Annotated in this window: 19 protein-coding genes; 8 read left to right on the top strand and 11 right to left on the bottom strand. The window is 57.0% G+C overall.

Annotation, left to right across the window (positions count from 1 at the left end; all coding sequences use genetic code 11):
* The first annotated feature begins 156 nt into the window (after positions 1-156).
* From dnaE to trxA, 7 genes are all read left to right on the top strand, one after another.
* The gene (gene dnaE / locus EI291_RS03580; protein WP_125418027.1) at positions 157-3,873 is read left to right on the top strand and encodes a DNA polymerase III subunit alpha; all 3,717 of its coding nucleotides are present in this window, start codon (positions 157-159) and stop codon (positions 3,871-3,873) included.
* A gap of 86 nt (positions 3,874-3,959) precedes the next feature.
* Positions 3,960-4,373: a hypothetical protein gene (locus tag EI291_RS22595; RefSeq protein WP_148103374.1), complete on the top strand. Its 414-nt coding sequence runs from the start codon at positions 3,960-3,962 to the stop codon at positions 4,371-4,373.
* Between the two features lie 83 nt (positions 4,374-4,456).
* A complete protein-coding gene (locus EI291_RS03570) occupies positions 4,457-4,975 on the top strand; it encodes a GbsR/MarR family transcriptional regulator (protein WP_125418023.1) in 519 nt (172 codons plus the stop codon).
* Positions 4,976-5,062: 87 nt separating this feature from the next.
* Positions 5,063-5,572, top strand: a complete 510-nt coding sequence (locus EI291_RS23010) for an NAD-dependent epimerase/dehydratase family protein (RefSeq protein WP_205701557.1) — start codon at positions 5,063-5,065, stop codon at positions 5,570-5,572.
* 24 nt (positions 5,573-5,596) lie between these two features.
* Positions 5,597-5,992: a DUF1731 domain-containing protein gene (locus tag EI291_RS23005; protein ID WP_205701556.1), complete on the top strand. Its 396-nt coding sequence runs from the start codon at positions 5,597-5,599 to the stop codon at positions 5,990-5,992.
* Positions 5,993-6,114: 122 nt separating this feature from the next.
* On the top strand, positions 6,115-6,483 hold the full coding sequence (locus EI291_RS03560) for a hypothetical protein (protein WP_125418021.1): 369 nt from the start codon (positions 6,115-6,117) through the stop codon (positions 6,481-6,483).
* A 221-nt stretch (positions 6,484-6,704) separates the two neighbouring features.
* Entirely contained in the window at positions 6,705-7,034 is a 330-nt protein-coding gene (gene trxA, locus EI291_RS03555; protein WP_044003005.1) for a thioredoxin, read from the top strand.
* Between the two features lie 88 nt (positions 7,035-7,122).
* On the opposite strand, the gene EI291_RS03550 is transcribed toward trxA, so the two are convergent.
* From EI291_RS03550 to EI291_RS03535, 5 genes are all read right to left on the bottom strand, one after another.
* Positions 7,123-7,428 carry a hypothetical protein gene (locus EI291_RS03550; RefSeq protein WP_125418019.1) on the bottom strand — a complete coding sequence of 102 codons (306 nt, stop codon included), beginning with the start codon at positions 7,426-7,428 and terminating at the stop codon, positions 7,123-7,125.
* A 93-nt stretch (positions 7,429-7,521) separates the two neighbouring features.
* On the bottom strand, positions 7,522-8,409 hold the full coding sequence (locus tag EI291_RS03545; RefSeq protein WP_170172482.1) for an energy transducer TonB: 888 nt from the start codon (positions 8,407-8,409) through the stop codon (positions 7,522-7,524).
* A 302-nt stretch (positions 8,410-8,711) separates the two neighbouring features.
* The gene (locus tag EI291_RS03540) at positions 8,712-9,197 is read right to left on the bottom strand and encodes an AsnC family transcriptional regulator (RefSeq protein ID WP_125418015.1); all 486 of its coding nucleotides are present in this window, start codon (positions 9,195-9,197) and stop codon (positions 8,712-8,714) included.
* 266 nt (positions 9,198-9,463) lie between these two features.
* Positions 9,464-9,673, bottom strand: coding sequence for a hypothetical protein (locus EI291_RS22590; protein WP_148103373.1), 210 nt, complete (start codon positions 9,671-9,673; stop codon positions 9,464-9,466).
* A 130-nt stretch (positions 9,674-9,803) separates the two neighbouring features.
* Positions 9,804-12,002 (bottom strand): protein-disulfide reductase DsbD family protein, encoded by a 2,199-nt coding sequence (locus tag EI291_RS03535; RefSeq protein ID WP_125418013.1) that lies wholly within the window; start codon positions 12,000-12,002, stop codon positions 9,804-9,806.
* A 229-nt stretch (positions 12,003-12,231) separates the two neighbouring features.
* Here EI291_RS03535 and EI291_RS03530 point away from each other — a divergent pair, with 229 nt between their 5' ends.
* Positions 12,232-13,563 carry a hemolysin family protein gene (locus tag EI291_RS03530; protein ID WP_170172481.1) on the top strand — a complete coding sequence of 444 codons (1,332 nt, stop codon included), beginning with the start codon at positions 12,232-12,234 and terminating at the stop codon, positions 13,561-13,563.
* 99 nt (positions 13,564-13,662) lie between these two features.
* Here the strand turns inward: EI291_RS03530 and EI291_RS03525 are convergent, their stop codons facing one another.
* The 6 genes from EI291_RS03525 to accD all read right to left on the bottom strand — a co-directional run bounded on the left by EI291_RS03525 (position 13,663) and on the right by accD (position 19,057).
* Entirely contained in the window at positions 13,663-14,178 is a 516-nt protein-coding gene (locus tag EI291_RS03525; protein WP_125418011.1) for a gamma carbonic anhydrase family protein, read from the bottom strand.
* A 27-nt stretch (positions 14,179-14,205) separates the two neighbouring features.
* Positions 14,206-15,189 carry a radical SAM protein gene (locus EI291_RS03520; RefSeq protein WP_125418009.1) on the bottom strand — a complete coding sequence of 328 codons (984 nt, stop codon included), beginning with the start codon at positions 15,187-15,189 and terminating at the stop codon, positions 14,206-14,208.
* 91 nt (positions 15,190-15,280) lie between these two features.
* Positions 15,281-16,042, bottom strand: a complete 762-nt coding sequence (locus EI291_RS03515; protein WP_125418007.1) for an endonuclease III domain-containing protein — start codon at positions 16,040-16,042, stop codon at positions 15,281-15,283.
* An 89-nt stretch (positions 16,043-16,131) separates the two neighbouring features.
* The gene (locus tag EI291_RS03510; protein ID WP_125418005.1) at positions 16,132-16,836 is read right to left on the bottom strand and encodes an OmpA family protein; all 705 of its coding nucleotides are present in this window, start codon (positions 16,834-16,836) and stop codon (positions 16,132-16,134) included.
* 363 nt (positions 16,837-17,199) lie between these two features.
* Entirely contained in the window at positions 17,200-17,937 is a 738-nt protein-coding gene (locus EI291_RS03505; RefSeq protein WP_240635350.1) for an OmpA family protein, read from the bottom strand.
* Positions 17,938-18,169: 232 nt separating this feature from the next.
* Positions 18,170-19,057, bottom strand: coding sequence for an acetyl-CoA carboxylase, carboxyltransferase subunit beta (gene accD / locus EI291_RS03500; protein ID WP_125418003.1), 888 nt, complete (start codon positions 19,055-19,057; stop codon positions 18,170-18,172).
* Positions 19,058-19,266: the final 209 nt, after the last annotated feature.

Here is a 19,266-nt window from a genome sequence, read left to right as displayed (position 1 = left end):
TACACTGGCAGCATGCTTCAAAAGAGGACGGCTATATAGCCGTCCTTTTCTTTTATGATACGCCAAAATCCCTTGCCGCGCACTCTTTCCCGGCCGCGGATTCGTGGGTAACTTTACTTTCCGCTTCGGGCCCTAACGGCGCGGAGCTGCTTGCCCATGCCCGTTTTCTCGCACCTGCACTGCCACACCCAATACTCCCTGCTCGATGGTCAGGCCAGCATCGGAGCTCTGATGAAAAAGGCCCAGGCCGACGGTATGCCGGCCGTAGCCCTCACCGACCACGGCAATATGTTCGGGGCCTTCAACTTCGTAGCCGAGGCCAATAAGTACAACGTGAAGCCCATTGTGGGCTGCGAGTTTTACCTGGTGGAGGACCGCCACAAGAAAAGCTTCAGCCGGGAAAAGGGCGAGCGGGATGTGCGCCACCACCAGCTGCTGCTGGCCAAGGACCAAGCCGGCTACCAGAACCTGGCCAAGCTCTGCTCCATGAGCTTTATTGAGGGCGTGTATAGCAAGTACCCCCGCATTGATAAGGAGCTGCTGCTGCAGTACCACGAGGGCCTGATTGCCACCTCCTGCTGCATCGGGGCCGAAATTCCGCAGGCGCTGCTCTGGAAATCGGAAGAAGAAGCCGAGAAGCAGCTGCGGTGGTGGCTGGATGTGTTTGGCGAGGATTACTACATCGAAATCCAGCGCCACGGCATCGAGAACATCGACAACACCGGCAAAAGTCAGGAGGACCTGAACCAGATTCTGCTGAAGTGGGCCCGGAAGTACAACGTCAAGGTCATTGCCACCAACGATTCGCACTACGTGAATCAGGAGGACTTTGCGCCCCATGATCTGCTGCTGTGCGTGAATACCGGCGAGGAGCACAGCATTCCGGTGGGCGACTTCCAAACCAAGTATTTCCGGCTGGTTTCCGGCGAGAATAAGGTGCTCTACGACCACCTCGACAACCTGCGCCCCCTGGCCAGCTCCGATGACCAGGTACGCCGCCAGCTCATGCGCATCGACGAGGAAGCGCAGATGCCCCGTCCCCGCTCCCGCTTCGGTTTCCCCAACGACCAGTTCTATTTCAAGAGCCAGGAGGAAATGGGCCGTCTATTTCAGGATGTGCCGGAAAGCCTGGACAACACTAACGAGATTGTCGATAAAATCACGCCCCCGAAGCTGGCGCGCGACATTCTGCTCCCCAACTTCCCCATTCCCTCGGCTTTCGCCAACGCCGATGAGTTTCTGCGCGAGCTGACCTACGTGGGAGCATTCGGGCCCTCGGCCGGCAAGGGCATCGTCACGATGACCAAGCCGCCCCGCTACTCCGAGCGCACGCCCGAAATTGAGGAGCGCCTAGATTACGAGCTGCGCATTATTGAAACGATGGGCTTTGCGGGCTACTTCCTCATCACCCAGGACTTCATCAACAAGGGCCGGGACATGGGCGTGGCCGTGGGACCGGGCCGGGGCTCGGCGGCGGGTTCGGCCGTGGCGTACTGCGTGGGTATCACCAACATCGACCCCATCAAGTACAGCCTGCTGTTCGAGCGTTTCCTGAACCCGGAACGCGTATCCATGCCCGATATCGACATTGACTTTGACGACGTAAACCGTCAGAAAGTCATTGACTACGTGGTAAATAAGTACGGCAAAACGCAGGTAGCCCAGATTATCACCTTCGGCACCATGGCCGCCAAGTCCAGCATCAAGGACGTGGCCCGGGCCATGGAGCTGCCCCTGCCCCAGACCAACGAGCTGGCCAAGATGGTGCCCGAAAAGCCCGGTACCACCCTGGCCGGGGCCTTTGCCGAAAACCCGGAGCTGGACTATATCCTGCGCGATATGGCGCCGGACAACCTGCGCGGGCAGATTCTGCGCCTGGCCCACAAGCTGGAAGGCTCGGTGCGCAACACCGGCATCCACGCTGCCGGCGTCATCATCGCCCCCGACGACATTACCAAGTACATCCCCGTTTCCACCTCCAAGGACTCGGACCTGCTGGTGACGCAGTTTGACGGCAAGGTGATTGAGAGTGCCGGGATGCTCAAGATGGACTTCCTGGGGCTGAAGACGCTGACGATTATCGTCGATGCCCTGGAGCTCATCAAGAAAAACCACGGCGTCGAAATCAACATCGACGACATTCCGCTCGACGACCCCAAAACCTACGAGCTCTACCAGCGCGGCGACACCATCGGCACGTTCCAGTTCGAGAGCGAGGGCATGCGCATGTACCTCAAGGACCTCAAGCCTACCAACATTGAGGACCTGATTGCCATGAACGCCCTGTACCGTCCGGGCCCCATGCAGTTCATCCCGAACTTCATCAACCGCAAGCACGGCCGCGAGGAAATCGACTACCCCCACGAGCTGCTGGAGCCCATCCTGAACTACTCGCAGGGCATCATGGTGTACCAGGAGCAGATCATGCAGACGGCCCAGATTCTGGCCGGCTACTCCCTGGGCGGGGCCGATTTGCTGCGCCGGGCCATGGGTAAAAAGGACATGAAGAAGATGGCCCAGGAGCGGGAGAAATTCTGCGAAGGCGCCGAAAAGCTGCACGGCATCAAGGCCAAAAAAGCCAACGAGGTGTTCGACGTGATGGAGAAGTTTGCGGCCTACGGCTTCAACCGCTCCCACTCCGCCGCCTACTCGGTGGTAGCGTATCAGACTGGTTATCTGAAAGCCAACTACCCCGCCGAGTACATGGCCGCCGTACTCACCAACAACATGTCGGACATCAAGAAGGTGACCTTCTTCATTGAGGAAGCCCGCCGCCAAGGCGTGCCCGTACTGGGTCCCGACGTGAACGAATCCATCCTCAAGTTCAACGTAAACGAAAAGGGCCAGATCCGTTTCGGCATGGCCGCCGTGAAGGGCGCGGGCGAGGCCGCCATTGAAAGCATTGTGGCCGAGCGGGACAAAAAAGGCCCCTACACCGATATTTTCGACTTCTCCAAGCGCGTGAACCTGCGCGCCGTGAACAAGAAGACGTTTGAAAGCTTGGCCCTCTCGGGGGCGTTTGACTCGTTTGAACGGTACCACCGCCGCCAGTTTGTGGAGGCCCCGGCCGGCGACCAGAACCTCATCGACAAGGCCGTAAAAATGGGCCAGCAGTACCAGGCCGACCAGGACTCCGCCCAGCAAAGCCTGTTTGGCGGCGGGGCCTTCGGGGCCGTGGCCATGCCGTTGCCCAAAGTGCAGGACATGGAGCCCTGGCCCACCACCGAGCTGCTGCGCCGCGAAAAGGAAGTGGTAGGCTTTTACCTCTCGGGCCATCCGCTCGACGACTTTAAGCTGGAAATCGACTCTTACTGCACCTGCGGGCTGGACAAGGTGGAGAACTACAAAAACCGCGAGGTAACGGTAGCCGGCCTGATTTCCAACGTCATGTTCAAAACCACCAAGACCGGCCAGCCCTTCGTGTCGTTCAGCGTGGAAGACTACGAGTCATCACTGAACCTGGCTTTGTTCCGCGACGACTACTCGCGCTTCAGCAACCTCATCAACCCCCGCAACTACGATAAGGAGCAGGTGCCGCCCATGTACATCCGCGGCAAGTATGCCCAGCGTTTCCGCGACTCCGACCAGTTCGAGTTCAAGATTCTGACCATGGAACCGCTGTTCAACGTGGCCGAGAAGCTCGCCAACGGCGTGCGCGTGCAGCTGGACCTACGCACCATCACGGAGCCCTTCATGGACCGCTTCATGGAGGCCGTGGAAGGCTGCGCCGGCTCCAAGAAGCTCGAAATCAAGTTTGCCGAGCCCCACGAGCACCTCACCGTGGACACCTACTCCCGCCGCTACCGCATCGAACCCAAGGAGTTCATCCGCAAAATGCGCGAAATGGAAATCGACGCCTGCCAGCTGATATAGGTTGGTAGCATACCATTAGTCACATGAGGCGGCTACTGCTTATATTCAAGCAGTAGCCGCCTTTATTTTCATCAACACCGTTTTCAATGACTATATATATTTTATTGGTGTTAGGTAGCTTGCTTTGTATGAGTAGCTGCACCAAGCCGCATTCTGTTGCTGAAGCGGCAGTGCTGGGAGCATGGCGTCCGGTTTCAACAGCTTCTTTATCAGGCGAGCCAAATGAGAGCATCTGCTTCATAAAGATCAAGGAGCGCATTCATTTAGTGACTGTACACTTTTCGGGGGTTCGCACGGCACAATTCAGCCCCTCTGGCGACTCTATTACACTTACTCAAGGCTGCACAGGCTATAAACTTCCTATAATGTTCAGCAGCCTGGAGGATACCTTGATATTTGCTGGAACTATACGCTATGTGCGTATGGATTCTGCTGATTTCAATGATGATAGGCGTGCATTCCTAAAAGCACACAATGATGCCACAGCACTAATGAAATAGTCTTTCTGCAGAGCACTGTACTCATCTTGAAATATTCTTTCAATTTTTATTGAAAGTTTGAAATACTCTACTACATTTGAACCATGCAACTCGACGAAGCCAAAAGCAAGTTCATTGAAGGCTGGGGCACCCTGGGCTCGGCCTGGGGCGTGAGCCGGACGATGGCGCAGGTGCACGCGTTGCTGCTGGTTTCCGTAGGCTCGCTCAGCACCGAGGATATCATGGAGCAGCTCCAGATTTCGCGGGGCAACGTGAACCTGAATGTGCGGGCCCTCATGGACTGGGGTATTGTGCGCAAGGAATTGCGGCCGGGCGAGCGGCGGGAATTTTTCTCGGCCGAGAAAGACATTCACCGCGTAGCCACTCTTATCCTGAAAGAGCGCCGCAAGCGGGAGCTGGAACCCATCATGCGCGTGCTAGGCGAAATCAGCCAAGTAGAAGCTACTCCCACGGCTACACCAGAAGAAACGGCGGCCTTCACCCAGATGATTGGTAGTATCCAGAACTTCGCCGAGTTTGCTGACAAAGCTGCTTCCACCCTCATTAAGGCTGATGAAAACTGGTTTTTGAGCACGTTCATGAAGCTGATGCGTCCCGGGTAGCGGGCGGCTTATTTTTTTGCTTGTTTATTTCATTTTTTATTGAAAGTTCGAAACTATATATCATTCTAATTTCTCAATTCATCTCTCATGAACCAGCCTCTTTTGGTACTAGCCGGTGGCACGGGCTTTTTGGGTCGGCAGTTGGCGCTGCATTTTCGGCAGTTGGGCTATGAGGTGCTCACGCTTACCCGCCGGGCCAAGCGGTTTGGGGAGGTAGCCTGGGACGGCCGCACGCTCGGGCCCTGGGCCAAGATGCTGGAAGGAGCGGCGGCTCTCATTAATCTGGCCGGTAAATCGGTGGATTGCCGCTACCACGCTGTCAACCGGTACGCCATTGTACGCAGCCGCACCGAGAGTACGCGGGTGCTGGGCGAAGCTGTAGCGCAGTGCCAGAACCCGCCGGCCGTGTGGCTGAACTCCTCCACCGCTACCATTTACGAAGACACGACCGGCGCGGCCCCGGCCAACACGGAGGCTGCCGGACGCATCGGGCGCGGCTTCTCCGAGATGGTGGCACAGCAGTGGGAAGCAGAGTTCAACCTCGCCCCCGTGCTGCCCACCAGGCGCGTGGCGCTGCGGACGGCCATTGTGCTGTGAGCCGATGGTGGGGCGCTGCCCGTGATGGCCCGACTGGCCCGGCGCGGCCCCAGTACCCCCCAGGGCACCGGGCAGCAGTGGATAAGCTGGCTACACGCCACAGATTTCTGCCGGGCCGTGGAGTTTCTGGTTGCTACTCCGGCTCTGGAGGGCGTATTCAACCTGTGTGCCCCACACCACATCCGCAACGATGAGTTCAACGCCCTGCTCGACCATCACTACCGCCCCCGCTGGCACCTGCCGCAGCCCCGGTGGCTGCTGGAAATCGGAGCCTTTCTGCTACGCACCGAAACCGAGCTAATCCTGAAAAGCCGCAAAGTGGCACCGCAGCGGCTACTGGAAGCGGGCTTCCGGTTCCGCTTCCCCAACTGCCCCGCCGCTCTGCATGAGTTACTTCCGCAGATTGGTTCCGCTGGCTAGCTGGCTTTGGAAGAGACTCCAGGCACCAACTGAGGTCATCAGCAGCAAAATCGGCTCAGCTTCTCCCGCAAAACACCTTACCTGTCACTTATCATTTTTTCACCCTCAAACCTTTCAACGTCATGAACTACTATCTGCTGGTTTACGGAGTGTATTTGCCCGTTACGGTGCTGCTGACCATCTGGGTGGCCCGCACGCTGTTCAAGAACGGCCGGCTGTTTCTGGTCGATATTTTTCATGGCAATGAGCAGCTGGCTGACTCCGTGAACAAGCTGCTGCTGACGGGCTTTTACCTCGTCAATATCGGCTATGCCACGCTCACGCTACGCACCACGGAGGCCGTAACCAGCTACCAGGGCAGCGTGGAAACGCTCAGCATCAAAATCGGCACCATCATTCTGATTCTGGGCGGCATGCACTTCTTCAACCTCTATGTGTTTTATAAGCTACGCAACCGGGCGCAGGAATATGCCCGGGCTTATCACTCCTAATCTAATATCGGGTGCCGAATACCGCCCGCTACTACCGGCCTGCATGCGGGCCGGTAGTAGCGGGCAACTGCGTTGACTCAGCCAGACTTCTGCCACTCTGGCCGAAGTGAACTTTCCGGCGCGCTGCTTGTTGGAACGCAATCTGCTACCTTGCGGCCCGCTTGTACGTACAAGGTGCTCAGACAAGCGTACAGACACATTTCATCAAAAACCCTACAATTATGGGACATAAAGCCATCGAAATTACCGATGCTAACTTCGACCAGATTATCAACTCCGATAAGCCGGTACTGGTAGACTTTTGGGCCGAATGGTGCGGCCCCTGCCGCATGGTGGGCCCGGTAGTAGAAGAGCTGGCCGGCGAATATGAAGGCAAAGCCGTTATCGGCAAAGTTGACGTTGACTCGAACCCCCAGACTTCCGCCAAGTTTGGCATCCGCAGCATCCCCACGCTGCTGGTGTTCAAGAACGGCCAGGTTGTGGATAAGCAGGTAGGTGCCGTTCCGAAGCACGTATTGGCCCAGAAGCTGGACGCGCAGGTTACGGCCTAAGCCCTAGCCTGACACATACCAAAAGCGCCCCGGTCTGCTGGCAGACCGGGGCGCTTTTGTATTTCCTTGAATGAGTTCAGGGCCAGAGTTAGCGTACTATCCGCGTCTGACCGTCGTGCTTCTGGCGGTACAGGGCCCGGTCAGCCTGGCGTTCTTCGCGGCGTACTACCTTCCGCTCATCGGGTGTTACTATACCATCGGCGCGGGCACCCTGGCGGGCCTGAGCAGCTTGTGCCTGCTTGGCTTCTACGCGTACTGCCTCAGCGCGGGTCAGCTGGCCGGAGCGTACGCCCTGCCGGATGCGGGCCTGGTCGTGGCGGCGGGGAGCAACCTGCGCACTGGCGGCAAGGCTGAACAACAGAGCGGTAACGGCGAGAAATGAGAAGCGCTTCATGGTAAACTGCGTGTGTAGTGAGGGTTGCTTTTGCCAGTAAGAAGGACGCCGGTTACCGAAGTTTAATCCCCACTACAGATTTTTCCGGATCAGCTACTCAGTTTCCGGGTCGGGAGCCGCTGCCCGGGCCTCGGAGGGCGGCACCTGGGGTGGCTTTACACCGGAGGTTAAGGAAAAATTCGGGGCAAAATGAATAGGGATAGTGAACGTCATGGCTGTGGGCAGGTTGTACTCGCGCCCCGGCTCAAACGGTGGCAGGCTGGCCACTACCCGCCGGGCCTCCTGGTCGGCATCAGGGGCCAGGCCCTGTACCACGCGCACTTGCCCCACGCGGCCATCTTCTCCCACCGTATAGCTGACATAGACGTTGCCAGTAATTCCCTTTCGGCGAATGTTGCGCGGGTAAGCCGTGTTGCGCTCAATATAGTTCAGCAATGCCGCCTCGCCCCCCGGAAACTGCGGATACTCCCGGGTGCGGACGCGGCCCATGTAGGGCGAGCCATCTTTATTGAAGAAAGCCAGGGCCAAAGGCTTACCGTGGCGGTCAGGCATTTCAATAGCACTTAGTTCTCCCGTATCATAGTAGTAGCGCCACTCCCCCACTGGTCGGCCGTTGTTGTAACGCCCTTCTGAGCGTTTCTGGCCGTTGCGGTGTACGGTAATCCAGCGGCCTACGCGCTGTCCGTCGGCATAGTCGCCGCGCTGACTTACGCGGCCGTCGTCGTACCAGCCCAGATAGAGCCCGTCGGCTTCATCATCGTGGTAATGTACCTGCGCGGCTTTACTACCCGTAGGATGGTACCACGTCAGCAGTCCGTTGCGTACCGGGGGGTCAATGGAAGAAAGCGTGCCTTTCAGCAGCAGCGTACCCGACAACGCGTACTCGCGCATGGCGTACGTGCCCAGCAGCTCATTTTTGCGGTCCACAAGCCGGTAGTGGGTAGCACTATCGGGCACCGTGGCCTCATCTCGGTCATTCAAATACACTGCCGGCAGGCTTTGCCCCTGGCCTGACCGGGCAAACAGTGCTACAGACAAGAGAAGCGCGTACTGAATCCTCATGGAGTTGCCAGATTAAAATACCTGCACGGATATACGAAATATAACCCTCTACGAATCAAGGCCCAAGCAAGCAATCAACTTCAACCGAAAAATGCTATTCTGGCTGGGAGCCCGCCTATTTTCAGGCAATGCGGGCTGCTACGGAGCCGTGTAAAACACAGAAGCCGCTACTCCACAACTGGAGCAGCGGCATACTGCTGAGAGGCAATCTGAACCCAGATTTAGCCCGCGTCCTCCTCTATTTCCTGCAGTTGGATGGGCCGGTTAAAGGCTTCTTCCAGCGAAATAAGCGTTTCCGTGCGTTCAATACCTTCAATCAGCTGAATCTGTTCGTGCAGCACTTCCCGCAGGTGGTTGGTGTCGCGGCAGATCAGGCGGGCAAAGATGCCGTAGGCACCCGTCGTGAAGTCAATGCTCACAACTTCCGGAATCAGACGCAGGGCCGTCACTACACTTTCGTACACGGAGCTTTTCTGCAGATAAATTCCCAGAAATGCCCGCACACCGTAGCCAAGCTTCTGGTAATCAATCTTAAGCGTTGCGCCCTGCACAATGCCTAGTTCTTCCAGTCGGGCCATCCGAACATGTACTGTTCCGCCTGAAACATGCACCTTTCGGGCAATTTCAGTGTACGGCATTTTTGCATCGTCAATCAACAGGGCCAGAATCTTCCGGTCGGTGTCGTCAAGTTCGTAATTACGGGCCATTTTTCAGGGTGTTGATTACCTATATTTCAATGAAAGTTTTTCTTTTTTAAAAAGTATGTAAATTTTCCTGCAAATGTCTGAAATTATTTTATTACTTAGATCAAGCTAGTACATTTGTCATAATCCAACGCAAGCGGCGGCGGATTGTTTTCAACAGTGTAGAATGGTGAAACTGGCAGACACGCCCTCCTCTCTCGGGGGTGGAGATTCGGGAAAAACTGGTCCGGCGGCCGGCTAACCACTCCGTGGAGGTTCGACTCCTTCTTCTACAGCAAAAAGGGTGGATTATGTGAGGAGGAAAAACGGGGCGTATCTGGGTGGGTACGTTCTGAATCGAGAGGCGGCATCTGGGTGGGTGCCGCCTTTTCTTTTTCTCTCTGTACCCGTACCGTTCTATCACCTTCCACTTCGTTTTCTGTCGTGGGCCGGTTTTCCTTTTCGGCCGCAAAGGTCAGGTTTTCTTGTAAGAATTGCACAGTATATAGGCAAAAAAGGCCTTACCTGGTTGCATTACTTCCGTAGAATGCTGTAAGCTTTCAATGCAAAAAACTCCTCCTGAAAATTATTCGGGAGGAGTTTTTTGCATTGAAAGCTTGCATGGGCCGCTTAACGGGCGGCTACCTGCTGCTTGTAACGGGCCAGGCCGGCATCCAGAAACTTCACAAAGTTGCTCACATTATCCTCGTATGCTACCGGGGTGGCGAGGGTGTGGCTTAGGTCGGCGGGGGAGTTGGGGTCGAGCAGTACGTAGTAGGGCTGGGCATTTACGTTGAAGCCGGTAAGCTGTAAGTCGGCGTTCTTCTTGCCCAGCGTGGTTTTTTCCTTGTGGTCGTGGGCGGAGGTATACCACTCGTTGCGGGGCAGTTCCTGCTTGTCATCCACGTACAGGGCTACAACCACATAATCTTCGCGCAGGCGTTTGAGCACCCGCGGGTCGCTCCAGACGGTAGCTTCCATTTTGCGGCAGTTTACGCAGGCGTGACCGGTGAAATCAATGAACAAGGGCTTATTGGCAGCCTTGGCGCAGCGTTTGGCCTGCTCCAGATCAAAGTAGCCAGACAGGCCGTGGGGCAGTTCCAGAAAATCGGCATAGCGGGGCGCTTCGCACTGGGCGCTGGGCAGGGAGGTCGGCACGGCAGCCGCACCACCGCCGGCCACCGAAAAATCGGAGCGGCTCTGGGGTGGCAGGTAGCCTGCCAGCAACGGCAGTGGGGCCCCGAACAGGCCCGGAATCAAATAGGTCATGAAGCTGAAGGCCAGCACCGCCATCAGAAGGCGCCCTACGCTCAGGTGCGTCAAGTCGGAATCGTGGGAGAGCTTAAAGTGGCCCAGCAGGTACACGCCCAACAAACCCGACAGCGCAATCCAGAGGACCAGATATAAGTCGCGGGGGAGCAGGTTCCAGTGGTAGGCCAGGTCGGCCATGCTCAGGAACTTCAGGGCCAGCATCAACTCCACAAAGCCCAGCGTCACCTTTACCGTGTTCAGCCAGCCGCCGGAGCTGGGCAGGCCTTTCAGCCACGTTGGAAACAACGCAAAAAGCATAAAGGGCAACGCAAAGGCCAGGGAAAAGCCCAGCATGCCGATAACCGGCTGAATTCGCTCGCCCTGGGCGGCCATTGCCAGGATAGAGCCTACAATGGGCCCGGTGCAGCTAAATGACACTACTACCAGGGTTAGGGCCATGAAGAACACACCGCCCCAGCCGCCTTTGTCCGCCTGCGCATCAATCTTATTCACCATCCCGTGGGGCAACGTAATTTCAAACAGGCCCAGAAAGGACAGCCCGAATACCACGAACACCACGAAGAAAATAAGGTTGGGCAGCCAATGGGTGCTGATGAGGTTCAGACCGTCGGCACCGAGCAGCACCGTGGTAAGCAGGCCCACCACTACGTAAATAAACACGATGGAAAGGCCATAGAACACGGCCTTCAGGATACCCTGCTGTCGGTTGGCGGAGCCCTTAGTGAAGATGGAAACCGTCATCGGAATCAGGGGAAATACGCAAGGCGTGAGCAGTGCGCCTAACCCTGAAATAAACGCCAGCAGCGCGAAGCCCCACAGGCTGCCACCCTGGCTTGAAGCAGCGGCAGCCGCAGTAGCTGGTGCTGCCAGAGCCGCAGCCGGTGCAGTTGCAGCAGCCGGAGCCGCCTCAGTGATGGGGGCTACGGCAGTTGTTGTAGCTGCAGCTGCGGCCGTAGTAGCCGCCGTATCGGCAGCGGAAGCAGTGCTGGTTGCCGTAGCTGGCGTTGCAGCCGGTACTACCGTGCCGGTGCTGCCTTTGGCCGGAGCCGGAGTGGCAGGGGCTGCTGCGGTGCCGGTTACCTCAATGGGCCCGAAGCTTAGGCTTTCCTCACCGGGAATGCAGCGGCCGTCCACGTCGGTGCAGCTCTGGAACTCGGTTTCGGCTTTGATGGTGAGCGGACCGGGCTGCAGCACCCGGATGCGCTGGGTAATGCGACCGGTCTTCTCGAAATATGTGACGTTGCCCTTGAAAATATCGTCGTAGTGCTTGGTGGCCCCGATGGATTTGGGTTTACCCACCAGTTCATAGGCAGGACTTTTGGCAAAGGTGAACGTGAAAACCGTAGGCCCCAGGTCAGGGTCGAAGTCGGTGGCGTAGAGGTGCCACTTGTCATCGATGCGGGCCGTCACGATGAGGTCCAGCTCCTCGCCTACTTTGGCGGTGGGCTTGCTGAGGGCCGTGGATAGCTTGGTAGGCTGTAATACCTGCGCCGTAGCCCCCAGGGACAATAGCACGATGAGCAGCAACGAAAACAGAAAAGAGGATCGGCGGAGCATGAAGCGAAAGTAAAACGACGGACTAGTCGGAACCGAAACGTAAAGGTCGGCAGAAACGGCAACAGCCAACTGTGAAAAGTAGTTTTTCCGCATGAAGGCCAGATGTAGCTTCCGGCGGCCGATGCGGATATATTTAGGTAAACCGCGGTATTTTCCAACCGCTTGCGTCGAATGTCGTATTTTTGCCTTACAATGGAAGGCCGACCGGTCGAGTCAGGCTTCCGCACCTATGGCTTTAAATGTAGTATTGACCATTCTGCTGGTATTGCTGAATGGCTTTTTTGTAGCAGCAGAATTCGCCTTCGTCAAGGTTCGGCCGTCGCAGATAGATATCAAGGCCCAGAGCGGCAACCGCCTGGCCAAGCTCGTGCAGAGCATGTTGCACGACCTCAACTATTACCTCTCAGCTACGCAACTAGGTATTACGGTAGCCTCACTGGCCCTGGGTTGGGTAGGCGAGAGTGTAGTAGCCGAAGTAGTGCTGGCCATTATTGACAAGCTGGGGCTTACCGTGAGCCCGACACTGGTTCATCAGATTGCCATTGGCACCTCCTTCACGCTTATTACTACCATGCACATTGTGCTGGGCGAGCAGGCTCCGAAGGTACTGGCCATCCGAAAGCCGGAAAACGTAAGCATTGCCATTGCTATTCCGCTGCGGGCCTTTGCCTTTATTACTTTCCCCTTTATCTGGCTGCTCGATAAGCTCTCGAACCTGGTGCTGGGCCTGTTCGGGGTGGGCTCCGTGCACGAGCATGAGGTGCATACCTCGGAGGAGCTGCGCCTGCTGCTGGACCAGAGCAAGCAGAGCGGGGAGCTGCAGGAATCGGAGCACGAGCTGCTGGAAAATGTGTTTGAGTTCAACGACCGGATGGTGAAGCAGATTATGGTGCCCCGCACCAAGCTCTCGGCCATTGATATCAACACGCCGCAGGATGCCGTGCTGGAAACCGTGTACAACGAGGGGTTCTCGCGGATTCCAGTGTATGAGGGCAACATCGACAACATTGTGGGGGTGCTCTACGTGAAGGATCTGCTGCAGATTATCCGCCGCCAGGAGCCCATTGAGCTGGCCAAGATTATGCGCCCTGCCTACTTCGTGCCCGAAACCAAGAAAATCAACCGCCTGCTGCGCCAGTTCCAGCGCAAGCACATGCACATGGCCGTGGTATCCGATGAATTCGGCGGCGTATCGGGCATTGTGACCATGGAGGATATTGTAGAAGAGCTGGTAGGTGAAATCCAAGACGAATATGATAACGAGGTGCCGGTAGTAGAGAAGGTGTCGGAAAGCGAATACCGCGTCAATACCTCTACGCCCATTTCCGACGCCAACGAATACCTGCCCTATCCCCTGCCCGAAGGCGACGACTACGAAACCGTGGGCGGCCTGCTCAACGTGCTGTATGGCAACATTCCGGAAGTAGGCGACGTGGCTGTGCTCGACAATTACGAGTTCCGGGTGCTGAAACGCGCCGGCCGCGCCGTGGAACTGGTGCAGCTGCGGGTAACCAATGCCGAGGAACAGGTAGAAGATACCGGTGAAGCATTAGCGCTGTAAGTCCGGTAGCTAAACCGCAAAAAAGCTCCGTCAGGAACCTGACGGAGCTTTTTTTATGGGTGCCTATCGTTACCGAAACATAGCCGGGTGGTACTACTACTATGGCTGGAACCACCCGGCGTACATCTGGTAATTGGCGGCCGTCTGGCGCATGCCGGTGCGCTGCTCCTCGGTTACCGGCTTGATTTTGCGGGCCGGGATACCAGCGTACAAATAGCCCGGCTCACACTCGGTGCCTTCCAGCACTACGGCTCCGGCGGCCACAATGCAGCCAGCCCCCACCACAGCCCGGTCCATCACAATGGTCCCCATGCCAATGAGCACGTCGTCCTGCACGGTGCAGCCGTGCACAATGGCCTTATGTCCGATGCTGACGCGGGAGCCGATAACCGTTGCCGCTTTCAGATAAGTGCAATGAATCACGGCACCATCCTGAATGTTGGTTTCGTCGCCGACCCGGATGCTGTTCACATCCCCGCGCACTACGGCCTGAAACCACACGGTACAGCCCCGTCCCAGCGTCACGTCGCCCACCACGGTGGCATTATCGGCAATAAAACAGTCGGGGCCGAATTGCGGGTGTTTGCCCTGAACGGGCAGAATGAGAGCGGGCATGCGGTGGTCAGTGTATGGTGAAAAAATCTAGCGGGCCAGCATCCGTTTCCAGGTGCCTTTCTCCCAGTTGTACTTGAGGGTACTGGGCAGCGCCTGCCAGAAGTATTTGCTGGTTTCGACGGCGAAGCTGGGCTGCATGTAGCAGTTGATGGTGCAGCCTTCGCATTGCGGCAGCCGGCCTTCCAGCGCCGCCAGCTGCTGCACCGGCGCGGAGTTGTATAGCTCGAGCAGGCGGCCCTCAATCGGGAATTTCTGCTCGCCCAGGTGGTAGCAGGGCAGCACCAGTTCGTTGCTGGGCGAAATAACCAGCGTAGTGCTGGCTGCCCGGCACACCGGCGCGGCCACGTGGTTGCCCCCGTCGCGCCGGAGCTGGATAAAGGCCTCGTTCAGGTACACGCCCGGCCGCTTCCCCAAGGCCGACAGGTAATCCAGCTCCTCCGCCGTGAGCTGCTCGCCGGTTTCCACCGAGTTGTACTCGAAGGCCGGGTTCAAAATCAGCATCAACTTATTGGGCTGCGTAATCTCCCGGTACACCTTTTCCAGGTCGGCCAGGTTTTCGCGGAATACCGTGAACAGAATATCCGGCCGCTCGCCCAACTCCCGGGCTACCCGTATGCTTTCCAGCACAAAATCAAAGCAGGCTACGCCCCTACCCTTGTCGTGCACTTCCTTTTCGGAGGCATCCAGAGAGAAATGCAGCATATCCACCTTGCCCCGCAGCCGCTCGGCGTATTTGGGGTACAGCAGGCAGTTGGTGGTAAGCGTGGTGATAAAGCCCATATCGTGGGCCAGCCCTACAAACTCGTGAATCTGCCGGTGCAGCAGCGGCTCGCCGCCCGTAAAGTCTACCACCGATACGCCCAGCCGTTTCAGGTCGCGCAGGTTCTGCTCCACATCGGCCAGGGTAATGTAGGGCGAGGGTTTTTCCCAGATGTCGCAGAAGGAGCACTTGGCATTGCACCGGTACGTGACGTAGTAATTGCACAGGACCGGGTGATTTACGAAGCGCATTTTTTGAGCTGTTAGCTGATGGCCGTTAGCTGTTAGCAGCAATGCCGCCCCAAAGCTAACAGCTAACCGCTATCAGCTAACAGCAAAAAGATTAATGCGGCAGTTTACCCCACGCCTCATCCCAGTGCGCCGGCGTGGCCGCCAGGGCCTCCAGGGTAGCGGGGCCGAAGTGCTCCTGATAATAGTTGCAAAAGCCTTTGAGCGGGCACCGGGCACAGTTGGGTTTCAGAAAAAAGCAGATCTGCTGCCCGTGCCAGTAGTTGTGCTTGTGAAAGTTGAGCAGCGTGAGGGCATCCTTGGGTAGCTGCTCCAGCAACAGCTGGTGCGCCTTCTCCACCGATACTTTGGGTCCTATCATGCCCACGCGCTGGGCCACGCGGTGCACATGGGCATCGACGGGCAGCACGGGCTTATGGAAGTTGAACAGCAGCACCAAGGAAGCCGTTTTCAGCCCGATGCCTGGCATATCGTTCAGCCAGTCCATAGCCTGCTCCGTCGTCCAGTCAGATAGAAAATCCAAGCTGAACTCGCCCCGCTCCGCCTTGATGCGGCGCAGAATTTCCTGGATACGCGGGGCCTGGGTATCGGGCCAGCGGGTGGTCCGGATGGCGTGGGCCAACTCCGCGGTGGGCGCAGCCAGCACGCCGGCCCAGTCGCCAAAAGCTTCCAGCATCCGGTCGTAGGCCAGCTCCTCGTCGGCGTGGGTGGTGCGGTGCGACAACACCGTGGAAATTAGCTCCCGCATGGGTGAGCGGCGCGGCTTATCCAGCGTCAGGGGCGGGTAAAACCGGTTGAGCGCGGCGTGGTTTTCCTGGGTTTTCTCGGCGGGCGAGGAAGCGTAGGTGGCAGGCATAGGGCACAAATGACAGAAGCACTGCAAACAGTACGGCCCCGCCACCAAACCGGTGACGGGGCCGCCTGAAAAAATTCTGACTACTATGCTTAGATGGTGCCTTTCTCAGCAGCCTTCTTCAGCTTTTCGTTGGCGAAAATGGCTACCTCTACGCGGCGGTTAGCCACGCGGCCAGCTTCCGTCGAGTTATCAGCAATAGGCTGAGTAGAGCCGTAGCCGGTTACCGTGAAGCGCGAGGCATCAACGCCTTGCTGCTGGGTGTAGTTGGCCACGGCCTGGGCCCGGCGCTGCGACAGGGGGTTGTTGATGGCATCGGTACCGGTGTTGTCGGTGTGGCCTTCTACAATTACGTTGGTGTCGCCGTACTTGATGAGGGTCTTAGCCAGCTCCTTGATGTTGTCCTGGGCGGTAGCCGTCAGGGCCGACGAGTTTTTGGCGAACAGCAAACCCGAGTCGAAGGTGATTTTGATACCCTCACCTACGCGCTCTACTTTAGCGCCTGCCATTTCGCGCTGCAATTCAGCGGCCTGTTTATCCATGCGGCGGCCAATCAGGGCTCCACCGGCACCACCTACGGCGGCACCGATAATAGCACCCTTAGCCGTGCCCGACTTACCGCCAATTACGCGGCCCAGCACCGCACCACCGGCTGCACCACCCAAGCCACCAATTACGGCACCCTTGGCGGTTTTGCTCCAGGGCTTTTTGGTAGTAGTGGTCTGAGCCTCGGCATAGTTGCTGCCCAGCAGCAGCACTGCCAGCATCAGGACGAATAATGAACGAAGGTTCTTCATGAGGTTTGGGGGAGGTTAGTGTGTTGGTGTGAAGTAAAGGGAAAAGCAGCAAAAAGGATCAGTACAAAAACCAGTGAGAGGCTGCTGCCTTTGTGAGGAAGGTTTTGCAACCACCTTGCCAAAAACGATTCTGCAGTCGGAAAATTATCAAAATACTGCGCAAATATGCTTTCAGCACTATTTTACCATTCTCGCAACTTGATTATCTATCCTTAGCATCAACCAGTTAAATCACCAGTAACCGGTATTGCAAGCAGCCACTCTGGTTAAGCAAATCAGTACCCGGCAACTCCCTGGTGCTTGAGGGGCACAAAAAAAGCCACCTCCGAAGAAGTGGCTTTTCTGTTGGCAGGTGCCTCTGAATTACAGCGTGCCTTTCTCGGCAGCCTTCTTCATTTTTTCGTTGGCGAAAATGGCAATTTCTACGCGGCGGTTTGCCTGCTTGCCTTCCACCGTGCTGTTGTCGCCGATGGGCTGGCTGGAGCCGTAACCCTGGGTAGTGATACGGGCCGCATCGACACCCTGCGAGGTAGTGTAGTTAGCCACGGCCTGGGCCCGGCGCTCCGACAACGGCTGGTTGATGGCGTCCGAGCCGCTGGCATCGGTGTGACCTTCAATCAGTACGTTGGTATCGGGGTACTTCTTCAGAACCTCAGCCATTTTCTGGATTTCGGTCATCGAAGCAGGGCGCAGGTCGCTCTTGTTGGTATCGAAGAGGATACCCGAGTCGAAGGTGATTTTGATACCCTCGCCTACGCGCTCCACTTTGGCGTTCTGCATGTCGCGCTGCAGCTCTTCGGCCTGCTTATCCATTTTGCGGCCGATGAGGGCTCCACCGGTACCACCCACGGCAGCACCAATAATAGCGCCGGCAGCCGTGCCGTTTTTACCGCCAATTACGCGGCCCAGCACGCCGCCTACCACGGCACCGCCACCGGCCCCGATGATGCCGCCCTTAGCGGTTTTGCTCATGCCGGTTTTGCGGGGACCCGTACCGTTGGTATCAGCCTCCGGAATGTTAGGGTTGCGGGTAGTGGCGCAGGAGCTTACGAAAAGCACGAAGGCCATCAACAACGTCAGAAGCGAATTGCGAGAAGTCATAGGAAGAGAAAACTTGGTGGTGAGAAGAGAGCAGTTTGATTGGTTTTGCAGGTTCTTACTGCGGTTCGGTTAAAAATGTTCGGCGAATATAGATTTGATTCTATACCATTCCTGAAAAGAATGCCCAAGCCTTGGCCTGATTCAGAAAAAGCCCGTTAAATGCGCCGAATGCGCATCTAACGGGCTTTAGCCAAAAAGATTGCCGAAAATTTTCAGCAAAGCGCAGTACTGCCTATCCTGTGATGGTAGCCGGCTCAGCAGCAGCTACTTCCACCGGCTTCAGCATCGTCAGCAGCTCGGTGAGTTTATTTTTCAGTTCCTTCCGATCCACAATGAAATCGAGGAAACCGTGTTCCAGCACAAACTCGGCACTCTGGAAACCCTTGGGCAAGTCCTTACCGATGGTTTCCTTGATAACCCGGGGGCCGGCAAACCCGATAAGCGCGCCCGGCTCAGCAATGTTGAAGTCGCCGAGCATGGCGAAGGAAGCCGTTACGCCGCCCGTAGTGGGGTCGGTGAGCAGGGAAATGTAGGGCAAACCGGCTTCTGAGAGCAGCGCGAGCTTGGCCGAAGTTTTGGCCATCTGCATCAGCGAGAAGCCAGCCTCCATCATACGGGCCCCACCGGAGCGCGAAATCATGAGAAAAGGCAGGCGGTTCTGGCGGGCGTAGTCAATAGCCCGGGCAATCTTTTCTCCTACTACTGAGCCCATGGAGCCGCCAATGAATTTGAAATCCATAGCGGCTACTACCAGGCCCATCCCGTTCATCTGGCCGTGGGCCGAGCGCACGGCATCCTTCAGGCCGGTGCTGCGCTCCGTGGCCGCCACGCGCTGCGGATAGGCTTTGGTATCCACGAAGTGAAGGGGGTCGGCCGAGTGCATATCGGCGTCCAGCTCCTGGTACTGGTGGTTATCAAACAGAAACTCGAAATAGTCGGCGGCATCAATCCGGTCGTGGTGGCCGCAGTTGCCGCAGGTAGAAAGCAGGCGCTTATGCTCGGCCATGGTGGCCACGGTTTTGCACTCTGGGCACTTGTACCAGAGGCCGTCGGGCGTCTCTTTTTTCTGCTCCGTGGGCGTTACAATGCCTTTTTCTTTGCGCTTAAACCAAGATGACATATGGAGAGGGGTGCTTGAGTCAATGGAGAGGAGTGCGTACAGGCCGCAAACAGAGTACGGCCTGCACTGCCGAGGTGCAAGTTACGGCAGAATCCAACAGTGCGAAATGCGAATAAAGGTAAAGATAGTGACGCAGGTAACAGGTGGGTACGTCATTCCGAGCGCAGCCGAGGAATCTCGCGTGCTGACGTTAGGAGTACCTTTGCCGC

It is taken from the genome of Hymenobacter rigui (assembly GCF_003944715.1).
GTDB classification, from domain to species: Bacteria; Bacteroidota; Bacteroidia; order Cytophagales; family Hymenobacteraceae; genus Hymenobacter; species Hymenobacter rigui.
This window is presented reverse-complemented; position numbering and strand designations above follow the sequence as displayed.